Source organism: Mesorhizobium sp. M0030, from assembly GCF_040323695.1.
GTDB lineage: Bacteria > Pseudomonadota > Alphaproteobacteria > Rhizobiales > Rhizobiaceae > Mesorhizobium.
Genome location: NZ_JAMYVE010000001.1, coordinates 773,255 through 789,599 on the forward strand (window position 1 = coordinate 773,255; position 16,345 = coordinate 789,599).

Sequence of the window (16,345 nt, forward strand, 5' to 3'; positions counted from 1 at the left end):
GGGCTCGCGATCAGAGGAAGGCCGGCATCACCCGGTCGATGAACAATTGCAGCGATTTCATCTTGCGCTGGTGCGAAAGGCCGCTGTCGATCCAGATCGAATACTGGTCGTAGCCGAGCGCCTCATAAGCCTTCAGACGGGCGATGACCTCATCAGCCTCGCCAATCACCAGGTTCTGCCTGATCTTGTCCGGCGCGTATTGCGGCATTGCCGCGATCTCATCCGCCGTCAGCGGCTCCAATATGCCTTGATGCACCGGCTTCTTGTTCTGGAACCAGGCGCCGAACTGGCAGTAGAAAGTCGACAGGTCCTGGGTGAGGCGATCGGCATCGGTCGCGTCTTCGGCGACGAAGGTGTGCATCAAAAGCATGATTTCCGGTCGTTCGATCTCGGGATGCGCGGTGCAGGCGCCGTTGAAGCGCTGCATCAGACTGGTCACCTCGTGATCGCCGGAAGCCAGCGGCGTCACCTGGACCTTGCAGCCATTGGCGACGGCGAAATCATGAGAATTCGGGTCGCGGGCCGCCACCCAGATCGGCGGGTACGGTTTCTGCAGCGGCTTGGGCGAGGAGGTGGTGGCCGGGAATTGCCAGAACTCGCCGGAGAGTTCGAAGTCGCCGTCCCAGAGGCCGCGGATCGCCGGTATGATCTCGCGCATGCGCTGGCCGGCCCCCCAGGCGTCGAGGCCTGGAAAGATGCGCTGATATTCATAGCTGTAGGCGCCGCGCGCGATGCCGATGTCGAGCCGGCCGCCGCTGATTACGTCTGCCATCGCGGCTTCGCCGGCAAGCTTGATCGGGTGCCAGAACGGCGCGATCACGGTTCCGGTACCGAGGCGGATGCGGCTGGTCTTGGCGGCGAGATAGGCGATGTTGATGAAGGGGTTCGGCGAGATGGTGAATTCCATGCCGTGATGCTCGCCGATCCAGGCGGTCTCGAACCCTGCCTGCTCGGCCAGCAGGACCAGTTCTTCTAGCTCGGTCACAAGCTCGGAATGCGGCTTGGCCAGGTCCGATCGTTCCATGTGCACGAAGAGCGAGAATTTCATCGCTGGTCACCTGTACTGACGGCGGAAGCGCCGGCGCTGGCGAGCGGCCGGACCTCGCCTTCGACATTGTTACCGACATAGACACCGAATGCATCCACCGAGCATTCCCTGACATAGCGCGCGAGCATCGAGCGGATCGCCGGATCGGCGATCTTCAATCCTTCGATCGCGTCGATCTCGATCAGCCGGATGCCGCGATCGCTGGAAGCGGGCACGTCGAACGTGCCGCGATAGTAGACATGCGTGCGTGAAACAGGTCCGGCATCGTCCCAGACGGCGAAAAGGAAGCCGAGCTGAGCCTCGATGGCTTTCGCCGCAAGCAGCCCTCGCAGGCTTTTGCCGTCGCTGGCCGAGCCCAATCCCCGACCACGCGGCAGTTCAAAACCGTCCGCGGTTTCCACGAACAGGATCCGGCCGCCATTTTCGAGGATGGCGCCAACATCGGTGCCGGGTTGGGTTGCGGCGAGCGCGTCCTGGCTGAGGCCGGGTGCGACATAGGCGCCGCGGCAATAGCCGAGCGGCTGCGAGGAATTGTGCTCGAAATCGCGGACGCGCCCAATGAGGATCGAATGATCGCCGGCCTCGACCAGTCGCTCCATGTCACAGTCGAAGGACGCGACGGAGCCGTCCAGCACAGGGCTGCCGGTCCGTCCCGGCCGCCAGGCAACGGCGGCGAACTTGTCGGCCACTTTCGAGGCGAAGATGCCGGACGCTGCCTTTTGACCCTCGTTGAGAACGTTGATGGCGAAGCTCTTCGATGTCGCGAAGACGGGATGGCCAAGCGCCTTGTGTGCGATGCAGACCAGCACCAGCGGCGGATCGAGCGACACCGAGGTGAAGGAGTTGGCGGTGAAGCCGCGCGGCTCGCCTTCGGGGCCGATCGTGGTTACGATGGTGACGCCGGTGAGGAAGGAGCCAAGCGCACGGCGGAATTCGCCGCTGTCGAACCCGGTATTCGCTTCCGCAGGGCCGTCTTGTTCGGTCGCTTCGTCCTCGGTGAGGAAGTCAACGATGCAGCGCGTGGTGAGGTCCGGTGCCGCGACCGCCATCATGTGCTTCTCACCCGGCAGTACCGTGCAGCGGCCATGCGGCGCCAGGCGTGCCATCGCGGCTGACATTGCCGGTGAAGAGTTCCTGTCCTCGGAGCCGGTCATGAACAGGGCCGGCACGGCCAGCGTCGGCAGGCGATGAGCATGATCGCCGTCGGCACGAGTGAACAGGCGATAGGTGCGGGCATAGCCTTCCGGGTCGACCGCGCTCAGTGCGGATGCCGTCTTCTGCGCTGCCGCTTCCAACTCGACCGGCACCGGATCGCCGAACCAGCGGGCGATGGTCCGTGCCGTGCCGGCCGTATCGCTGCGGCCGTTGAGCGCCACCGCGCGCTGGCGAACGGCTTCGGCCAGTTCAGGTGGACGCCGGAACACGGCATTCAGTGAAACGATGCGGCGGACGCGCTCCGGTGCGCGCAGCGCCAGTTCCTGAGCAACGAGTGCACCCATCGAGTGGCCGACGACGGATACCTTGTCGAGGCCGAGATGGTCGAGGAGGCGAATGGCTTGGTCGGCATAATCGGCCAGTTCCGGATCTTGCGGTGGCAGCGGCGACTGACCATGGCCGAGCATGTCGATGGCGATCGCGTCGAAGCGGCCAGCCATGCGCTCGAGCTGCGGCTGCCAGATCGCAGCGTTCATGCCGACACCATGGATGAACAGCACTGGGGTACCGACACCGGCCCGGATGAAGCCGGTGCCGTCGGGCGCCGTGCCCTGTCGAGCCCATGCGGAAGCATCAGCCATGCACGTTCCCAAGCTCCTTGAGGTCCTGATAGCGGTCGCCGATGCGGTGATGCGGGCGACCGCCGATCGAAGCGCCAAGCGCGACCACCAGTTCGTCCGGCGCTGGCGCATCGCCGATCTGGAAATGCACGGTCAGGTAATGCGAGCGCCGTCCCTCGTCATTCTTATCCATTAGCGGGATCATGATCGGCGTGTTTGGCCCGCCGCGCAGATTGGTGAAGGCAAGATAGGTCTTGGCGCCGACGGCACGCCGATAATGATTGCCGAAATGGAGTGTGTGGATCAGCGCCGACGCATGCTCGATCTCGCCCGACGTACCGCAGATGGCGGCCTTGCCATAGCCCTCGATAGCCTCGCCGGAACCGGCGACGGCAATGATCTCGCGGGTCAGGATCTCCCCCAGCACCGGCGCACAGGCTCGGATTTGGGGCGACAGATCGTCGGTGAAGCCGCGACCGGCCCAGGGATTGGTCAGCACCGCGGCGACGCCGATAAGGCGCAGCGGCCGGGGGGCGGCCTTGCCGCCTTCGATCAGCGTGTTCTCGGTATATGTCACGATCTTACGAATGGCGGTCTGCATTGGATCCCTCGGGTAGGTGATGCCTCGGGAGGTCCAATCCCGCCGTCATCTTATGGTATACCATAATATGGAGCGCCAAGTACCTTGTCAACCAGGCGTCGAATCTGTTTTGGTAGGGGCGCAGGAGGCATACATGCCAGACGACACACTTCGCATCGACCGCAGCGCCAAGACCTTGAGGACGCTGGCGCTGGAGCGCATGCGCGAAGCGATCATGGATTTCCATTTCCAGCCTGGCGAAAGGCTCGTCGAACGGCCGCTTTGCGACCAGCTCGGCGTCAGCCGTTCCGTCGTGCGTGAGGTTCTGCGGCAGCTGGAGGCAGAGGGGCTCGTGCAGATGATCCCTGGGCACGGGCCGGCCGTCGCCAGGCCGGACCTCGGCCGTACCGACGAGATCTACGAGCTTCGGGCTCTGCTTGAAGGCATCGCGGCCCGAGCCTGTGCCCTGTCGGCCACCGGCGAGCAGTTGGCAACGCTCGAAGGGGCGCTGGCGGATTTGTTCGATGCGTGGGCGTCGGCGACGCCGCCTGCGGTGATGCGGGCGACGACCAAATTCTACGAGGCACTGTTCGAGGCCGCCGACAAGCGTGTCGCCTGGGAAATCGTCTCCGGGCTGAATGTCCGCATCAACCAGCTTCGTTCGATGACAATCGTCTCGACCAACCGGCGCGAAGCGGCGATCACCGAGATGAATGAGATCATGGATGCGATAAGGGCGCGCAAGCCCGATGAAGCGGAAGCGGCGGCACGGCGACATGTCGAATCGGCGTGGCAGATCGCTCGAGATAAACTTCGCCTGGTCTAGGAACGCGTGAGCCTAGCCTATCCAACCCTTCGAAGCGCCTTGCAGAAAATGTCTGCTTCCCGGCAACAAAATGCAACCTTACGACTGAGATTGAGCCGCAAAGCGGTCCGGCAGCTTCGGGGCCGCAAGCGGACTGTCCGCTTCGGAGGTCGCAAAACGAATAGCAGGCAGCCAGCCATTTAGACGATTGAGTTCGACCAAGCAGACGCGCACTCCCCGACAGAGATGCGGCTGGTTGTTGCTTTTTCCGAAAGCCATCCGGCTCAACTCGCACACGCAGCCCGAAGCAGGCATTGGACACGACTGCAGCGATACCCGTGCTCGAGTGATCGAGCCTGTTGCAGTCAACGAAAGGTTTCTATTACTCCTTTTCCCGCGCCCTTGGTCTCGGGCAGCGCGGCGAATGAAGCTTCGCTTTCGGAAACGTGGCCCCGAGCGTTTGCTGTTGCTTCAGGGGGTCGGAAGCCGCTGCAGCAATAAATCGCGAGGAACTCGCCACGCCTTCTTAGGTGATGCCACCGAGACACACGTATTTGATTTCAGTGAACTCCTCGATGCCGTAGCGCGACCCCTCCCTGCCCAGACCGGAGGCCTTGATGCCGCCGAAGGGCGCCTCGGCTGTGGAGATCAGCCCGGTGTTGACGCCGACCATTCCGTATTCAAGTGCCTCAGCGACGCGAAACACTCGCGACAGATCTTTGGCGTAGAAGTAAGAGGCGAGGCCGAATTCAGTGTCATTGGCTTGCGAGATTACGTCCGGCTCGTCCGCAAAGCGGAAAAGCGGGGCAAGCGGACCGAAGGTTTCCTCCTTGGCGACGGACATTCGCGGGGTGACGTCCGCAAGGACGGTAGGCTCATAGAAAGTGCCGCCCAGCCCATGGCGCCGCCCGCCATGGACGATGCGTGCTCCTTTCGCAACGGCGTCCGAGACATGCGCTTCGATCGTGGCAAGTGCGGGTGCATCAATAAGTGGCCCGAGCGCAACCCCTTCCTCGAACCCGTTCCCGATCTTCAGTTTGCCGACAGCGGCGGCAAGTTTGTTGGCGAAAGCATCATAGACAGCATCCTGCACGTAGAAGCGATTGGCGCAGATGCAGGTCTGACCGTTGTTGCGGAATTTTGCTATCAACGCTCCTTCGACCGCCGCATCGAGATCGGCGTCGTCGAACACGATGAATGGGGCGTTCCCGCCGAGTTCCAGCCCGAGTTTCTTGATGGTCGGAGCACATTGGCGATACAGCTCAGCGCCGATCTCGGTAGAACCGGTGAAGGTGAGTTTCCGTACCATAGGGTTGCTGGTCATCTCCCCGCCAATTTCGCGAGCCGAACCGGTAATGACGCTAAGCAGCCCGGCTGGAAGGCCGGCCCGCTCCGCAAGGACGCCAAGAGCGATTGCGGAGAACGGGGTTTGCGAGGCAGGTTTAAGCACCATGGCGCAGCCGGCGGCCAGCGCAGGGCCGGCTTTTCGTGTGACCATGGCGTTGGGAAAATTCCAAGGTGTAATCGCCGCCACCACGCCGATCGGCTGCTTCATCACCAGGATACGCTTGTCTCGCTGATGCCCGGGAACAATATCGCCGTAGATCCTGCGTGCTTCTTCCGCGAACCATTCCACAAAACTGGCGCCGTACGCGATCTCCCCCTTCGCCTCATCCAGCGGCTTGCCTTGCTCATGTGTGAGGATACGTCCAAGATCACCCTGGTTCTCCATCATCAGTTCGAACCAACGACGCAGGACACCGGCTCGCTCCTTCGCGGTGCGCACCGCCCATTCCTTCTGAGCCCTCTCGGCCGCCACAATGGCGGCTTTCGTCTCCGCGGCCCCAAGCTTGGGAACGATGCCAATCACCTCGCCTGAAGCAGGGTCATTGACCTCAATGGCATTTGCGGCATCGGCTTCAACCCACGATCCTCCGATCAGGGCTGCTTGCCTGAATAGCGTCTTGTCCTTGAGTTGCATGGATCGTGTCCTCCTGTTCCCAACGTCGTCTGCAGCGTATCTGCTGGAGACGTTTCGATGTGTCAGTCCTCCAGCCTTGCAGACGTTCGGTTAGCCGGCGCCGGCCTGGTGAACGTCATTGGAGCCCCACGGTCTTTCAGATTGATGGTCGCGCACGAACAGCCGAAAAGCGGCCAAATGCCCGGCTATTGCTTCAGCGGTGTTTTCGTCGCGAAGGGTTCCGTCGGCGGCGAACCTGGAGGCGGCGTGGCTGACGAAAAATTCAGGTTTGTTCAGCAAGCGCGCATCGAAGAAGACCATGATCTGACGGAGGTGGTACTGCATGCGCGCGCCGCCGAGCATCCCCGTTGAAGCCGATTGGAGGGCAACGGGCTTCCTGGCGAAAGGGTTGTTAGTATCTCGGGAAAGCCAGTCGAGCGCATTCTTGAGCGTGCCCGGGACGGAGTGGTTGTATTCGGGCGACACCACGATGACGCCATCAGCGGCTGCGATGGCGTCAGCCCATCTCGTGACGATCTCAGGGGTTTGCGCGATATCGGCGCAGTAGGGCGGAAAGTGTTCCAGGCCATCGAGCAGCGTGAGCCGCACGTCGCCTGGCGCCAGTGCAGCGAGGTTCCTCGCAAGCATCATATTGAACGAGGCCTTACGCAGGCTCCCGCAGATGACGACGATATTCATGGCTCACCTGTTGCAAACTTGGGGCCGGGGCGAAGGTCCGCCACCGGCCCGTCGACCCGATACCCTGACGGCCTCTAGTGCGGCAGCGCCTTGTCGGGATGCAGTCCGGGGTGCCCTGGCGAGGGTTCGCCTTTTGGCTCGCCGAGGTAGAGTGCTATCTGGGACCGGAAGCTTTCGACGGCGGCACGGTCGGCAAGAAATTTTCCGAAAGCCGTCGGATCGCCGTTCTTGTACTCCCAGATCGGCTTGTAGCCGTCCGGCGGCGCAACGTCGGTGCGCACCGACCACATGTACCAGACGTTCTTCTGCGTCTCCTTGTCGAGCAACCAGCTCAGATAGAGCCTGGCGGCCTCGGGATGTTTTGCCCCCTTGAGGATGGCGGCCTGCTGCGGCCAGGCGACGAAAGGATCCTCCTTTGGCAGGACGAAGCGGGAGACCGTGCCGGGGAACGGCACCAGCCCGCCATCGGTCGAGAAGGTGACGGTGGCCTGGCCGCCTTCCACCATGTCCGTCGGCGCTTGCGTGCCGCGCACATAGATCGGCTCCTGCTTGGCGAGTTGCGCCACGTAGTCCCAGCCGTATTTGTCGACGACCTGCTTGAACCAGAACAGCACGGCATCGTCGTCGGTCGGATAGGTCAGCACGATCTTGCCCTTGAATTCAGGGCGCAGATAGTCTTTCGCCTCTCGCGGCCATGTCGCCTGATCCGGGAGCAGCTTCGAGTTGACGAGGTTGGAGAACGCGTCGACGAAGACGCCTGTATAGGCGCCGTCCGCATCCTTGAAGGCGCGGAAGACCTTGTCCCAGCCTATCGGCTTGTAGGGCTGGAGAACGCCCTCCTTCTTCCAACGCGGAAAGTTCTGCAGCGTCTGGATCTGAACGATGTCGGGGACCAGTGTCTTGGTGGCGATCTGGTTGTCGATGCGGGCTTCGTGAAACTTGGAATAGTCCACGATGACGTCGAGCGTCACACCCGGGAACTTCTGCTCAAACGCCTTTTTGGTGCCGTCCTGCTGGCCGGGCGTGTCGCCTCCGGCATAGACGATGACGCGTCCGCCCTCGGCAAGCGCTGCCTTGTAGAGCTGATCCAGGCTGCGGCTCTCGGGATAGACGCCGGCGGCCAGTGCGTTGCCGGCAGTTGCCAGCAGACTCGCGCTCGCCGCCAGGCCCAGGGCCGTTCTTCGGTTCATGTTCATGCAATCTTCCTTCCAGGTTTAACTCAGGGTCAATGCTTGGCCGACCGGTGTTGAACGAAGTTCAGCAGCAGAAGCAGGCCCGCCGATATGGCGATCAATATGGTGGCGACCGCGAGCACGGTCGGATCGAGGTTTTCGCGCGTGCCGCTCAGCAGCTCTCGCGGCAGGGTCTTCTGGCCAGGCCCGGTGATCATGAGGGCAATCACCACCTCGTCGAAGGAGGCGGCAAAGGCAAAGATGGTACCCGAGACGATGCCGGGCAGGATGAGCGGAATGGTGATCCGGCGGAAGGTCGTTATGGGCGGCGCCCCAAGACTTTGCGCGGCCCGCAGCAAGCCTTTGTCCAACTGGCTCACCGAAGCGTTGACGGTAACCAGCACAAGCGGGACAGCGATGACGGAATGGGCCAGCACCAGGCCGGTCAGGCTGTTGGCAAGTCCGAGCGGCGCGAAGAAGAAATAGACCCCCACGGCGGTGATGATGACCGGCACGATCATAGGCGAGATCAACAGCGCCATCAGCAGGGATTTGCCAGGCAGGTTGATCCGGTCGAGACCAAGCGCGGCAAGGGTGCCGAGCGGCGTTGCGATGGCGACCGTCGACACTGCCACGATCAGGGAATTACCCACCGCATGGACCCAGCGTGGCGTCGAGATGACGGCTGCGTACCATTTCAGCGACAGGCCCTGGAGCGGATAGGCCAGAATCGAGCCGCCATTGAAGGAGAGCGGCACGATGGCGAAAATCGGCAAAAGCAGGAATCCCAGCACCAGCACGCCGGCGAGCCGGGCACCCCACAGCCAGATGCGCGTACTGTCGAGCATGTCAGATCCCCACCCGCTGCACGCCGACAAGCCGCACGTAGAACGAATACAGGACCACCGTCGCGAACAGCAGAATGCTGGCGAGTGCGGCCGCCAGCCCCCAGTTGAGCGCCTGCAGCGTGTTGTAGGCGATGTAGAAGGGCAGCATCTGGTCGCCCTGACCGCCAAGCAGCAGCGGCGTGACGTAGTATCCCAACGCCAGGATGAAGACGAGCAGCCCGCCGGCTGATATGCCCGGGAGGATCTGCGGCAGGTAGATCCGGAAGAACGAGTTGAGCGGACCGGCGCCTAGAGATCGCGCCGCCTGCATCTGCGAGCGCGGCAGCGCCTTCATCGAGGCGTAGAGCGGCAGCACCGCGTATGGCAGCAGGATATGGGTCAGCGCGATCAGCACGCCGACGCGGTTGTAGACGAGCTCGAGCGGGGCATCGATGATCCCGAGCCCCATCAGCACCTGGTTGAAGATGCCGTTCTTCTGCAGGATGACCAGCCAGGACGTCGAGCGCACCAGAACCGACGTCCACAATGGCAACAGCAGCGCCAGCATCAGGAAATTGGCCGTCACCTGACCGACACTGGCCAAGAGGTAGGCGGCAGGCAGCGCGAGGACGATGCAGATCGCCGTTGCCGACAGGGCGATCCCGAAGGTCCGCGCCAGCACATTGACATAGATTGCGCTGTCCGGCCCGCCCTGCAGGCCCAGGGCAGATTTGAGGTAGAGACCGGTGAGCGGCCCCTTGGCCCGCGCAAGCGCATGCCAGATATCTGGCTTGCCCCATGCGGCATCGGCTGTAGTCAATGCGGATTTCCAATCGGAAACGGCAGTGCTGTCGCGCGGCAGGGCACGCGCGGTCGATTGGACGATCGTTCGCCACTCGCCTGACTCGTAGCCGAGCCGGCGAGCGGCGGTTCCGGCGACCTTTGCGGTGCGCGCATCGACCAGATCCCTGCCCGCCGCCTCGAACACGGCCGCCTGCGGAAGGTCGGCGCCGTCCCAATCTGCCAATACCGCGACCGTTCTGGGCATCACCGCGGCAAGTTCGCGGTCGTCAACCGACAGAAACAGCATACCGGCGAGCGGGATGAAGAACGCGGCAAGGAGAAACAGCGCCAGCGGGGCAACCAGGGCAATGCCCACGGCATTCGCACCGAGCGCCCGTCGCCGCCTTGTTTTCTCGATGGCCATGATCTTTACCTCCGCGGGGCCGGCGGCGGACAGGGAGTCCGCCGCCATGCTTGCCGTTACTTCGCCGCCCAGGCGGTGAACCGTTCATTCAGGGCGTCGATGTTCTGCACCCAGAAATTGGCGTCGACGGTGAGGCCGGCGGCAATGTGCTCCGGCGATGTCGGCAGCGTCGTCGCCACATCGGCCGGCAGGGCGGCCTGCGCCGCGACGGAGCCGACGCCGTAGCCTAGCTTGGCTGGCCATTCGACCTGGCGGTCGGTGCGGCCGAGATACTCCAGCAGCTTGACGGCGTTGTCCTTGTTGGGCGAGCCCTTGAGGATGACCCAGGAATCCATGTTGAGGACGTTGCCACTCCACATGATCTTGAAGTCGCGCTTGTTCTCGGCGTTGGCGCCCCGGATGCGGCCATTGTACGAGGTGGTCATCGCCACCTCGCCCGAGCCCAGCAACTGCATCGGCTGGTTGCCCGACGACCACCAGACGATATTGGGCTTGAGTTCGTCGAGCTTCTTGAAAGCCTTGTCCACGCCTTCCTTGGTGCGCAGCGTCTTGTAAACATCGGTCGGTGCGACGCTATCGGCCATCAGCGCGGCCTCGAGGGTGAACTTCGGTCCGTTGCGGAAGGCGCGCTTGCCTGGATACTTCTTGGTGTCCCATACGTCAGCCCATGTTTTCGGGCCATCCTTGAACACCGCGCCATCATAGGCGAGCACGATACTGAAGACGTTGGCGGGAACGCCGCATTCGGTGACGCTTCCGGCGATGTAGCGATCGACGCCGCCAACCGTGGCTGGATCGATGGTCTCGAAGAGACCTTCCTCACAGCCGAGTGCTTCCTCCTCGGCTTCCACCTCAACCACGTCCCAGTTGTTGGCTTCGCCGGCGCCGACCTTGGTGCGCAGAACGCCGATGCCGCCATCCCAGCTGTCTTCCGCGAGCGGAATGCTGGTCTCCTTGCGGAAGGGATCGAAATACACCTCGCGTTGCGCATCCTGGAAGATGCCGCCCGCCGACACGACGGTAAGATCGCGTGCTACGGCGATGCCGGGCAGCGCAATGAATGATGCCAGAAGTGCCGCATGAAGGATTTTGGTTCTTGTTTTCATGATCAGTCCCCTTTCTTGGTTGGTGGTTTTCAAATGCATCGCGAGCGTCATTCGCCGCCTGTAACGGGCAGTGCCCTGCAAAGCGTCTCCGGTATGACGACCCGGATTTCGTCGCCGATGCCGATTTGGCCGGCTTCGGCCCCTGTTGGAAGTTTCAGCGCCATGCGCCCTATGCCGTCGCATTCGACGGCGACGCGGCGTGCGTCGCCGAGGTAGGAGATCTCGGCAACCGTCGCGGCGAACGCGCCTTCGCCGCCGCCGACCTTCACATGCTCGGGCCGGATGCCGACCTTGACGCGATCGCCGATGGCCGACTGTCCCGCGACTTTCATGGTGAGGACGGTCCCTCGATCCAGCCGAATCGCGGCCTGGCCGGCGGCAAGCGCCTCGATCCGCCCGTCGAGCAGGTTGTTCTCGCCAATGAAGGAAGCGACGAAGGGCGTGCACGGCCGTTCGTACAGCAGCTCCGGAGCGTCGATCTGTTCGAGCCGGCCCTTGTTGAAGACCGCGACCCGGTCCGAGAGGTTGAGGGCCTCGGATTGATCGTGGGTGACGAACACCATGGTGATGCCGAGTTGCCGGTGCAGGTGCTTCAGCTCCGCCTGCATATGCTCGCGAAGGTTCTTGTCCAGGGCGCCGAGCGGCTCGTCCAGCAGGATAAGCCGGGGCTTGAAAATGATGGCGCGGGCGAGCGCGACGCGCTGCTGCTGTCCGCCCGACAATTGCGACGGCTTGCGCCCGCCCATGCCGTCGAGATGGACAAGGCTCAGCGCCTTCTCGACCCGCTCGCCGATTTCCGCCTTCGGCACGCGGCGCACGGAGAGCGGAAACGCCAGGTTCTCGGCCACTGTGAGATGCGGGAACAGCGCGTAGTTCTGGAACACCACGCCAATGTCGCGCCTGTGCGCCGGCAAGCCTTCGATGCGCGTGCCGTCCATCGCGATTGTGCCTGATGTCGGGGTGTCGAAGCCCGCCAACAGCATCAGCGAGGTCGTCTTACCCGAACCCGATGGTCCAAGCAGGGTCAAAAACTCGCCGCGCTGGATCTCCAGGTCGATGTCATGCAGAGCCCGGAATGCGCCGTAGTGTTTCGAGACGCCGCTGAAGCGCACGATCGGCGGCGGCGACGGCCCTGTTGTTGTCGTGTCGGACTGAGTCATCTCCGGCGATTCTTTCCAAGGTTCATAACGCGAAAACGGCCTTGCCGTTTCTCGTTGCTCGCTCCGCCTCTCCTGCAGCGCGCCTCAAGGCCGGCGTGCTAGGCAGGAGACCCCGCAGCACCGGGCGGGATGGCCGCGATGATGCTCATCGTCGCGCCCACGGTGCTGTTCCCGGTCCGCCATGTATGAGAATCGGCGCCGAAGACCTTGCCGATGGACCGCATCGTGCTGAGGTCCTCGATAGTGACGGCAAGGCAGGGCAGGAATTTCTCGCGCCAGCAGATCAGATAGACATCGTCGGCCAGCTCGAAGTAATCGGCCTCGTCGAATTCGCCGATACCGGCATCCGGACCATGCCAGCAGTACCAGAAATAGTATTTTGGGTTCACGTAGTAGTGGTCGTAGACGTGCGTATCACTGTACTCGTACCGAAAGAACTTTCCGAACAGCTTCTCGGTGCGCGGGAAATCCGGAAGGGACCGCCCTATTCCGCCTGAACGATAGGTCAGCGTCGGCACGCTCTGCGCGCCGGTCTTCTCGACGCGGGTGAGAAGATTCATGTCTTCGGCCGTGCGATCGGATACCGAGCCTTCGATCAGGAGGGCGGCATTGCGCGCCAGGTCCAGCCAGAGGCTGATCGATCTCATCTCGTCGTTGGCATCGATGAAGTCGACGAAATACATGCCATCGCGGACACGGAAGGCCTGATAGGGCTGCCGCTCATGCCCGCCAGCGCCCGCGGCGCTCCAGGACAGGAATTCCGCCGTGCTGAAAGCAAGGTCGAGCCTACCGCCATCATTGAGGGAAATCCCAAAGGATTTGCCGGCGAGATCGGATGTCGGGTCCGGCCTGCCGCCGGAATGGTTCTGCAGGATGTCTCCGATCTGCGGCCAATGGGCGGCGGCGGATGAAACGGCACTGGTGACCATCGGTCTTCCCCATTCTCAATGCACGGCGCCGCCTCTCGGCCGGCTCGCGCTGTCCTTTTTTCAGGCTTTATTTGCGGCCCTGGCGGCTGCGGCCATACGCTCGCGATCGCGCTCGAAAGCCTCGAAATCGAAGCTCTCCAGTTCGATCTCCTCGATAGGCGGATACGGACGAGGAATCCCGTCCCAGCCGATCTGGTCGATGCTCCAGTAGAATTCTAGCAGGTTGCCATCGGGATCGCGTCCGTAGAAGCGCGGCTGATTGCCGGGGCCACCCTTGCGCGCATTGACGATGGCGATCCCGCGTTCCTCGAAACGGCGGTACAGCGCCAGCAGATCGTCCGAGCTATTCATCTCAAAGGCAATGTGGTGCAGGCCGAAAGCATGCTGGGCGGGTGGCTCGACTGCATTCCTGAGCGTGAAGATCGAAAGGCAGTGATGCGTGGAGTCGTTTCTGACGAAAGATCCCGACAACACCGCCACGCCGTGCCCGACCTCATCCATTCCGTAGTTGAACTGCTCGGTCAGCTGCATTCCCAGAACCTCCGTATAGAAGCTCACCGACCGCTCCATATCCCGGACAGCGATCCCCACATGTCCGAGCCGACCAACGCGCAAAGTCATTGTGCTTCCTCTCCTATATGTGTTCCGATAATCGGACGATTTGTGTTCGTTATTCGAAAACTAGATTAGCTTCAGCCTGACGTCAAGGGGGCTTGCTCGCCGAACGACCGGAGAGGCGGAAAAGCCCTGAAAGCCGAGGAAAACAAGGCCTCAGAGGTCTGTCGGCCTGCTGTCAGCAGGGGTGAGGCATGTTCACGGCCAAGCTTGCGCCGCACCTTGACCGCTTCCACAAAGCTCCCTATGGTACCGAATATCGAACCCTAAATGTCCGATATTCGGAATACTTTCGTCATTCCGGCAAACCACAGGGAGCGCAATGACAAAGCTCGTCACATACACATCAGGCGACCGGCCACACCTCGGCGCGGTCCATGGCGACCTGATCATCGATCTCGCCCAGGCAAATAGCGCCTTTCCCCAGGACGTGCCTTCGGGTGAGCGCTGGGCGCTGGACAGCATCGGCTTTCTGGAGGCCGGCGACGCGGCGTTGACGGCCCTGGGCCGTCTCGTCGAGACCGTGTCGGGATTGGCCGAAACGGATGCGCGCCGAAACGCGATCCTGGTTCAGGCGGCTTACGTCAGCCTGCTGCCGCCGATCCCCTTCCCGCCCAAGATCATCTGCGTCGGCCGCAACTACGGCAAGCATGCCGAGGAGGCCGGGCGCCCCATCTCCGAAATCCCGATCATCTTCGCCCGTTTCGCCAAGACACTCGTTGCCCCCGGCGGCAAGGTGGTGGTGCCGCGTGTCTCCCATCAACTCGATTGGGAGGGCGAGCTCGCCGTCATCATCGGCAAGAGCGGCCGCTATATTTCGCGACAGGACGCGCTCGACCACGTCGCCGGCTATTCGATCTTCAACGATGTGACCGTGCGCGACTACCAGTTCCGCATCTCGCAATACACGGCGGGCAAGAACTTCGCCCATAGCGGACCGTTTGGTCCCTATCTCGCCTTGCGCGACGAGATCACCGACCCGCATGCGCTGCAGATCACCACGACGCTCAACGGTGAGGTGGTGCAGTCGGGCAATACCAGTGAAATGCTGTTCGATATCCCTGCGATCATCGAACACCTTTCCGAATTCATCGACCTGGAGCCCGGCGACGTCATCCCAATGGGAACGCCGGCCGGCGTGGGGTTCACCCGCAAGCCGCCGCGTTTTCTCACCCATGGAGATGTCATCTCCGTCGAGATCGAGGGCCTCGGCACGCTCAGCAACCCGGTCGTCGATGAAAGGACGCCGGCATGAGCAAATCGGCGCTGTTCGACAAGGGGCTGAAGATCCGCAAGGAAGTTGTCGGCGCGGACTATGTGCAGCGCGCCTTCGACAAAGCGGGCGAATTCGGCCGCGAGTTCCAGGAACTGGTCACCGAATATTGCTGGGGCGCATCCTGGGGGCGAGAGGCGCTCAGCCGGCGCGACCGCAGCCTGCTCAACATCGTTATGCTCGGCACGCTCGGCCGCAACGCCGAGCTTGCGCTGCACCTGCGTGGCGCTCTGCGTAACGGCGTCACCCCAGACGAGATCCGCGACGCCCTGTTCCAGCTCGCGATCTACGCCGGCGTTCCTGCCGGCGTGGAATCCTTCCGCATCGCGCAGGAGGTCCTGGAGAGCCCTGAAACCCACCCCAACGCACCTTCGAAAGGTCAAAAGCCATGAGCCAGATCGCCGAGAACTACAAACGCCTCGACACCGTCACACCGGATAAGCTGTTTCCGGGCCATGATGCACTGCGGCTCGACGCGACGCAGTCGCTCGTCGGAACGACGCAGGTTCTGCATTTCGCCGACCGGCCGCCGCTCTCGATGAGCTTCGACGAGAAGACCGTGCGCTGGACGTCAGAGCCGGCCGCCAACGTCGCCTATCCGGTCGGCGAGGCGAGCTACGAAGCGATCGAAGTGCGGCAAGGGTTGCTGGCTGCGACGATCAATCATCCGCAGAGCAACTCCAACGACATGGTGGTTTTCGATCTTGCCGGCAAACGCGCGGTGATCGTTCACTCGGTGATGATGGCAGGCACCTCAACGGTGGCCGAACGCAGCCTCATCATCGAGGCCGGCATCGACGGCGAGATCGGCGAGCGCTTCGAGCCGACCAAGGAGTTGGTCGGCAAGCGCATCCACTGGACCTACGGCCCGACCCATTTCTTCGAGCACATCTATATTGAACCGGAACTCTATGTCTGGCACGGCATCATCGGGCCGGAGGCCGGAATGGGCGCGGTGGAACCGACTTCCGTGCGCAAGATCGCCGAAAAACTCTATCTGTTCACCTGGTCCGACCGCGCCACGCCTTTCAACGGCGCCCTGGTGATCGACCTCAACGCGGCACCGAAATCGGCCGGCCGGCTGGTCGGCTGGGATGCTGACACACGTCTCATCAGCCAGGTCATCGTCGGCGCCACCGGCGTCTTGGTCAACGAGACCATGTATTGACGTCGCCGTTGCCGGGAGGAA

The 16,345-nt window shown here is 62.6% G+C and carries 16 protein-coding genes; 4 read left to right on the forward strand and 12 right to left on the reverse strand.

The features are described 5' to 3' along the window. Positions 1-10 precede the first annotated feature (10 nt). From NKJ80_RS03665 to NKJ80_RS03675, 3 genes are read right to left on the reverse strand one after another with little or no spacing between them, the layout of a single operon-like run. Positions 11-1,048: an LLM class flavin-dependent oxidoreductase gene (locus tag NKJ80_RS03665; protein ID WP_023697483.1), complete on the reverse strand. Its 1,038-nt coding sequence runs from the start codon at positions 1,046-1,048 to the stop codon at positions 11-13. Further along, positions 1,045-2,844: an alpha/beta fold hydrolase gene (locus NKJ80_RS03670; RefSeq protein WP_352497067.1), complete on the reverse strand. Its 1,800-nt coding sequence runs from the start codon at positions 2,842-2,844 to the stop codon at positions 1,045-1,047. Before NKJ80_RS03670 ends, NKJ80_RS03665 begins: the two co-directional genes overlap by 4 nt. Further along, positions 2,837-3,424 (reverse strand): amino acid synthesis family protein, encoded by a 588-nt coding sequence (locus tag NKJ80_RS03675; RefSeq protein WP_352497068.1) that lies wholly within the window; start codon positions 3,422-3,424, stop codon positions 2,837-2,839. The genes NKJ80_RS03670 and NKJ80_RS03675 overlap by 8 nt, the downstream gene beginning before the upstream one ends. A 133-nt stretch (positions 3,425-3,557) precedes the next feature. On the opposite strand from NKJ80_RS03675, the gene NKJ80_RS03680 reads away from it, so the two are divergent. Then, on the forward strand, positions 3,558-4,229 hold the full coding sequence (locus NKJ80_RS03680) for a GntR family transcriptional regulator (protein WP_352497069.1): 672 nt from the start codon (positions 3,558-3,560) through the stop codon (positions 4,227-4,229). Positions 4,230-4,734: 505 nt separating this feature from the next. Here NKJ80_RS03680 and gabD read toward each other — a convergent pair. From gabD to NKJ80_RS03725, 9 genes are all read right to left on the reverse strand, one after another. Continuing rightward, entirely contained in the window at positions 4,735-6,189 is a 1,455-nt protein-coding gene (gene gabD, locus NKJ80_RS03685) for an NADP-dependent succinate-semialdehyde dehydrogenase (RefSeq protein ID WP_352497070.1), read from the reverse strand. 90 nt (positions 6,190-6,279) lie between these two features. Continuing rightward, complete coding sequence (locus NKJ80_RS03690; RefSeq protein WP_352497071.1) at positions 6,280-6,867, reverse strand: NADPH-dependent FMN reductase; 588 nt, start codon at positions 6,865-6,867, stop codon at positions 6,280-6,282. 74 nt (positions 6,868-6,941) lie between these two features. Beyond that, positions 6,942-8,057, reverse strand: coding sequence for an ABC transporter substrate-binding protein (locus NKJ80_RS03695; protein ID WP_352497072.1), 1,116 nt, complete (start codon positions 8,055-8,057; stop codon positions 6,942-6,944). 35 nt (positions 8,058-8,092) lie between these two features. After that, positions 8,093-8,887 carry an ABC transporter permease gene (locus tag NKJ80_RS03700; protein ID WP_352443408.1) on the reverse strand — a complete coding sequence of 265 codons (795 nt, stop codon included), beginning with the start codon at positions 8,885-8,887 and terminating at the stop codon, positions 8,093-8,095. Between the two features lies 1 nt (position 8,888). Then, positions 8,889-10,073 carry an ABC transporter permease gene (locus NKJ80_RS03705; protein ID WP_352497073.1) on the reverse strand — a complete coding sequence of 395 codons (1,185 nt, stop codon included), beginning with the start codon at positions 10,071-10,073 and terminating at the stop codon, positions 8,889-8,891. Between the two features lie 56 nt (positions 10,074-10,129). Further along, positions 10,130-11,179, reverse strand: coding sequence for an ABC transporter substrate-binding protein (locus NKJ80_RS03710; protein WP_352497074.1), 1,050 nt, complete (start codon positions 11,177-11,179; stop codon positions 10,130-10,132). A 47-nt stretch (positions 11,180-11,226) separates the two neighbouring features. Next, a complete protein-coding gene (locus NKJ80_RS03715) occupies positions 11,227-12,339 on the reverse strand; it encodes an ABC transporter ATP-binding protein (protein WP_352443406.1) in 1,113 nt (370 codons plus the stop codon). Between the two features lie 98 nt (positions 12,340-12,437). Beyond that, entirely contained in the window at positions 12,438-13,268 is an 831-nt protein-coding gene (locus NKJ80_RS03720) for a MoaF C-terminal domain-containing protein (protein WP_023833411.1), read from the reverse strand. A 60-nt stretch (positions 13,269-13,328) separates the two neighbouring features. Then, positions 13,329-13,889, reverse strand: a complete 561-nt coding sequence (locus NKJ80_RS03725) for a VOC family protein (RefSeq protein ID WP_352443404.1) — start codon at positions 13,887-13,889, stop codon at positions 13,329-13,331. 316 nt (positions 13,890-14,205) lie between these two features. Between NKJ80_RS03725 and NKJ80_RS03730 the strand changes: the two genes are divergently transcribed. The 3 genes from NKJ80_RS03730 to NKJ80_RS03740 are packed head-to-tail and all read left to right on the forward strand — an operon-like array spanning position 14,206 to position 16,324. After that, on the forward strand, positions 14,206-15,138 hold the full coding sequence (locus tag NKJ80_RS03730; RefSeq protein WP_352497075.1) for a fumarylacetoacetate hydrolase family protein: 933 nt from the start codon (positions 14,206-14,208) through the stop codon (positions 15,136-15,138). Next, positions 15,135-15,548 (forward strand): carboxymuconolactone decarboxylase family protein, encoded by a 414-nt coding sequence (locus NKJ80_RS03735; RefSeq protein ID WP_352497076.1) that lies wholly within the window; start codon positions 15,135-15,137, stop codon positions 15,546-15,548. The genes NKJ80_RS03730 and NKJ80_RS03735 overlap by 4 nt, the downstream gene beginning before the upstream one ends. Next, a complete protein-coding gene (locus NKJ80_RS03740; RefSeq protein ID WP_352443401.1) occupies positions 15,545-16,324 on the forward strand; it encodes a MoaF C-terminal domain-containing protein in 780 nt (259 codons plus the stop codon). The genes NKJ80_RS03735 and NKJ80_RS03740 overlap by 4 nt, the downstream gene beginning before the upstream one ends. The last annotated feature ends 21 nt before the right edge of the window (positions 16,325-16,345 follow it).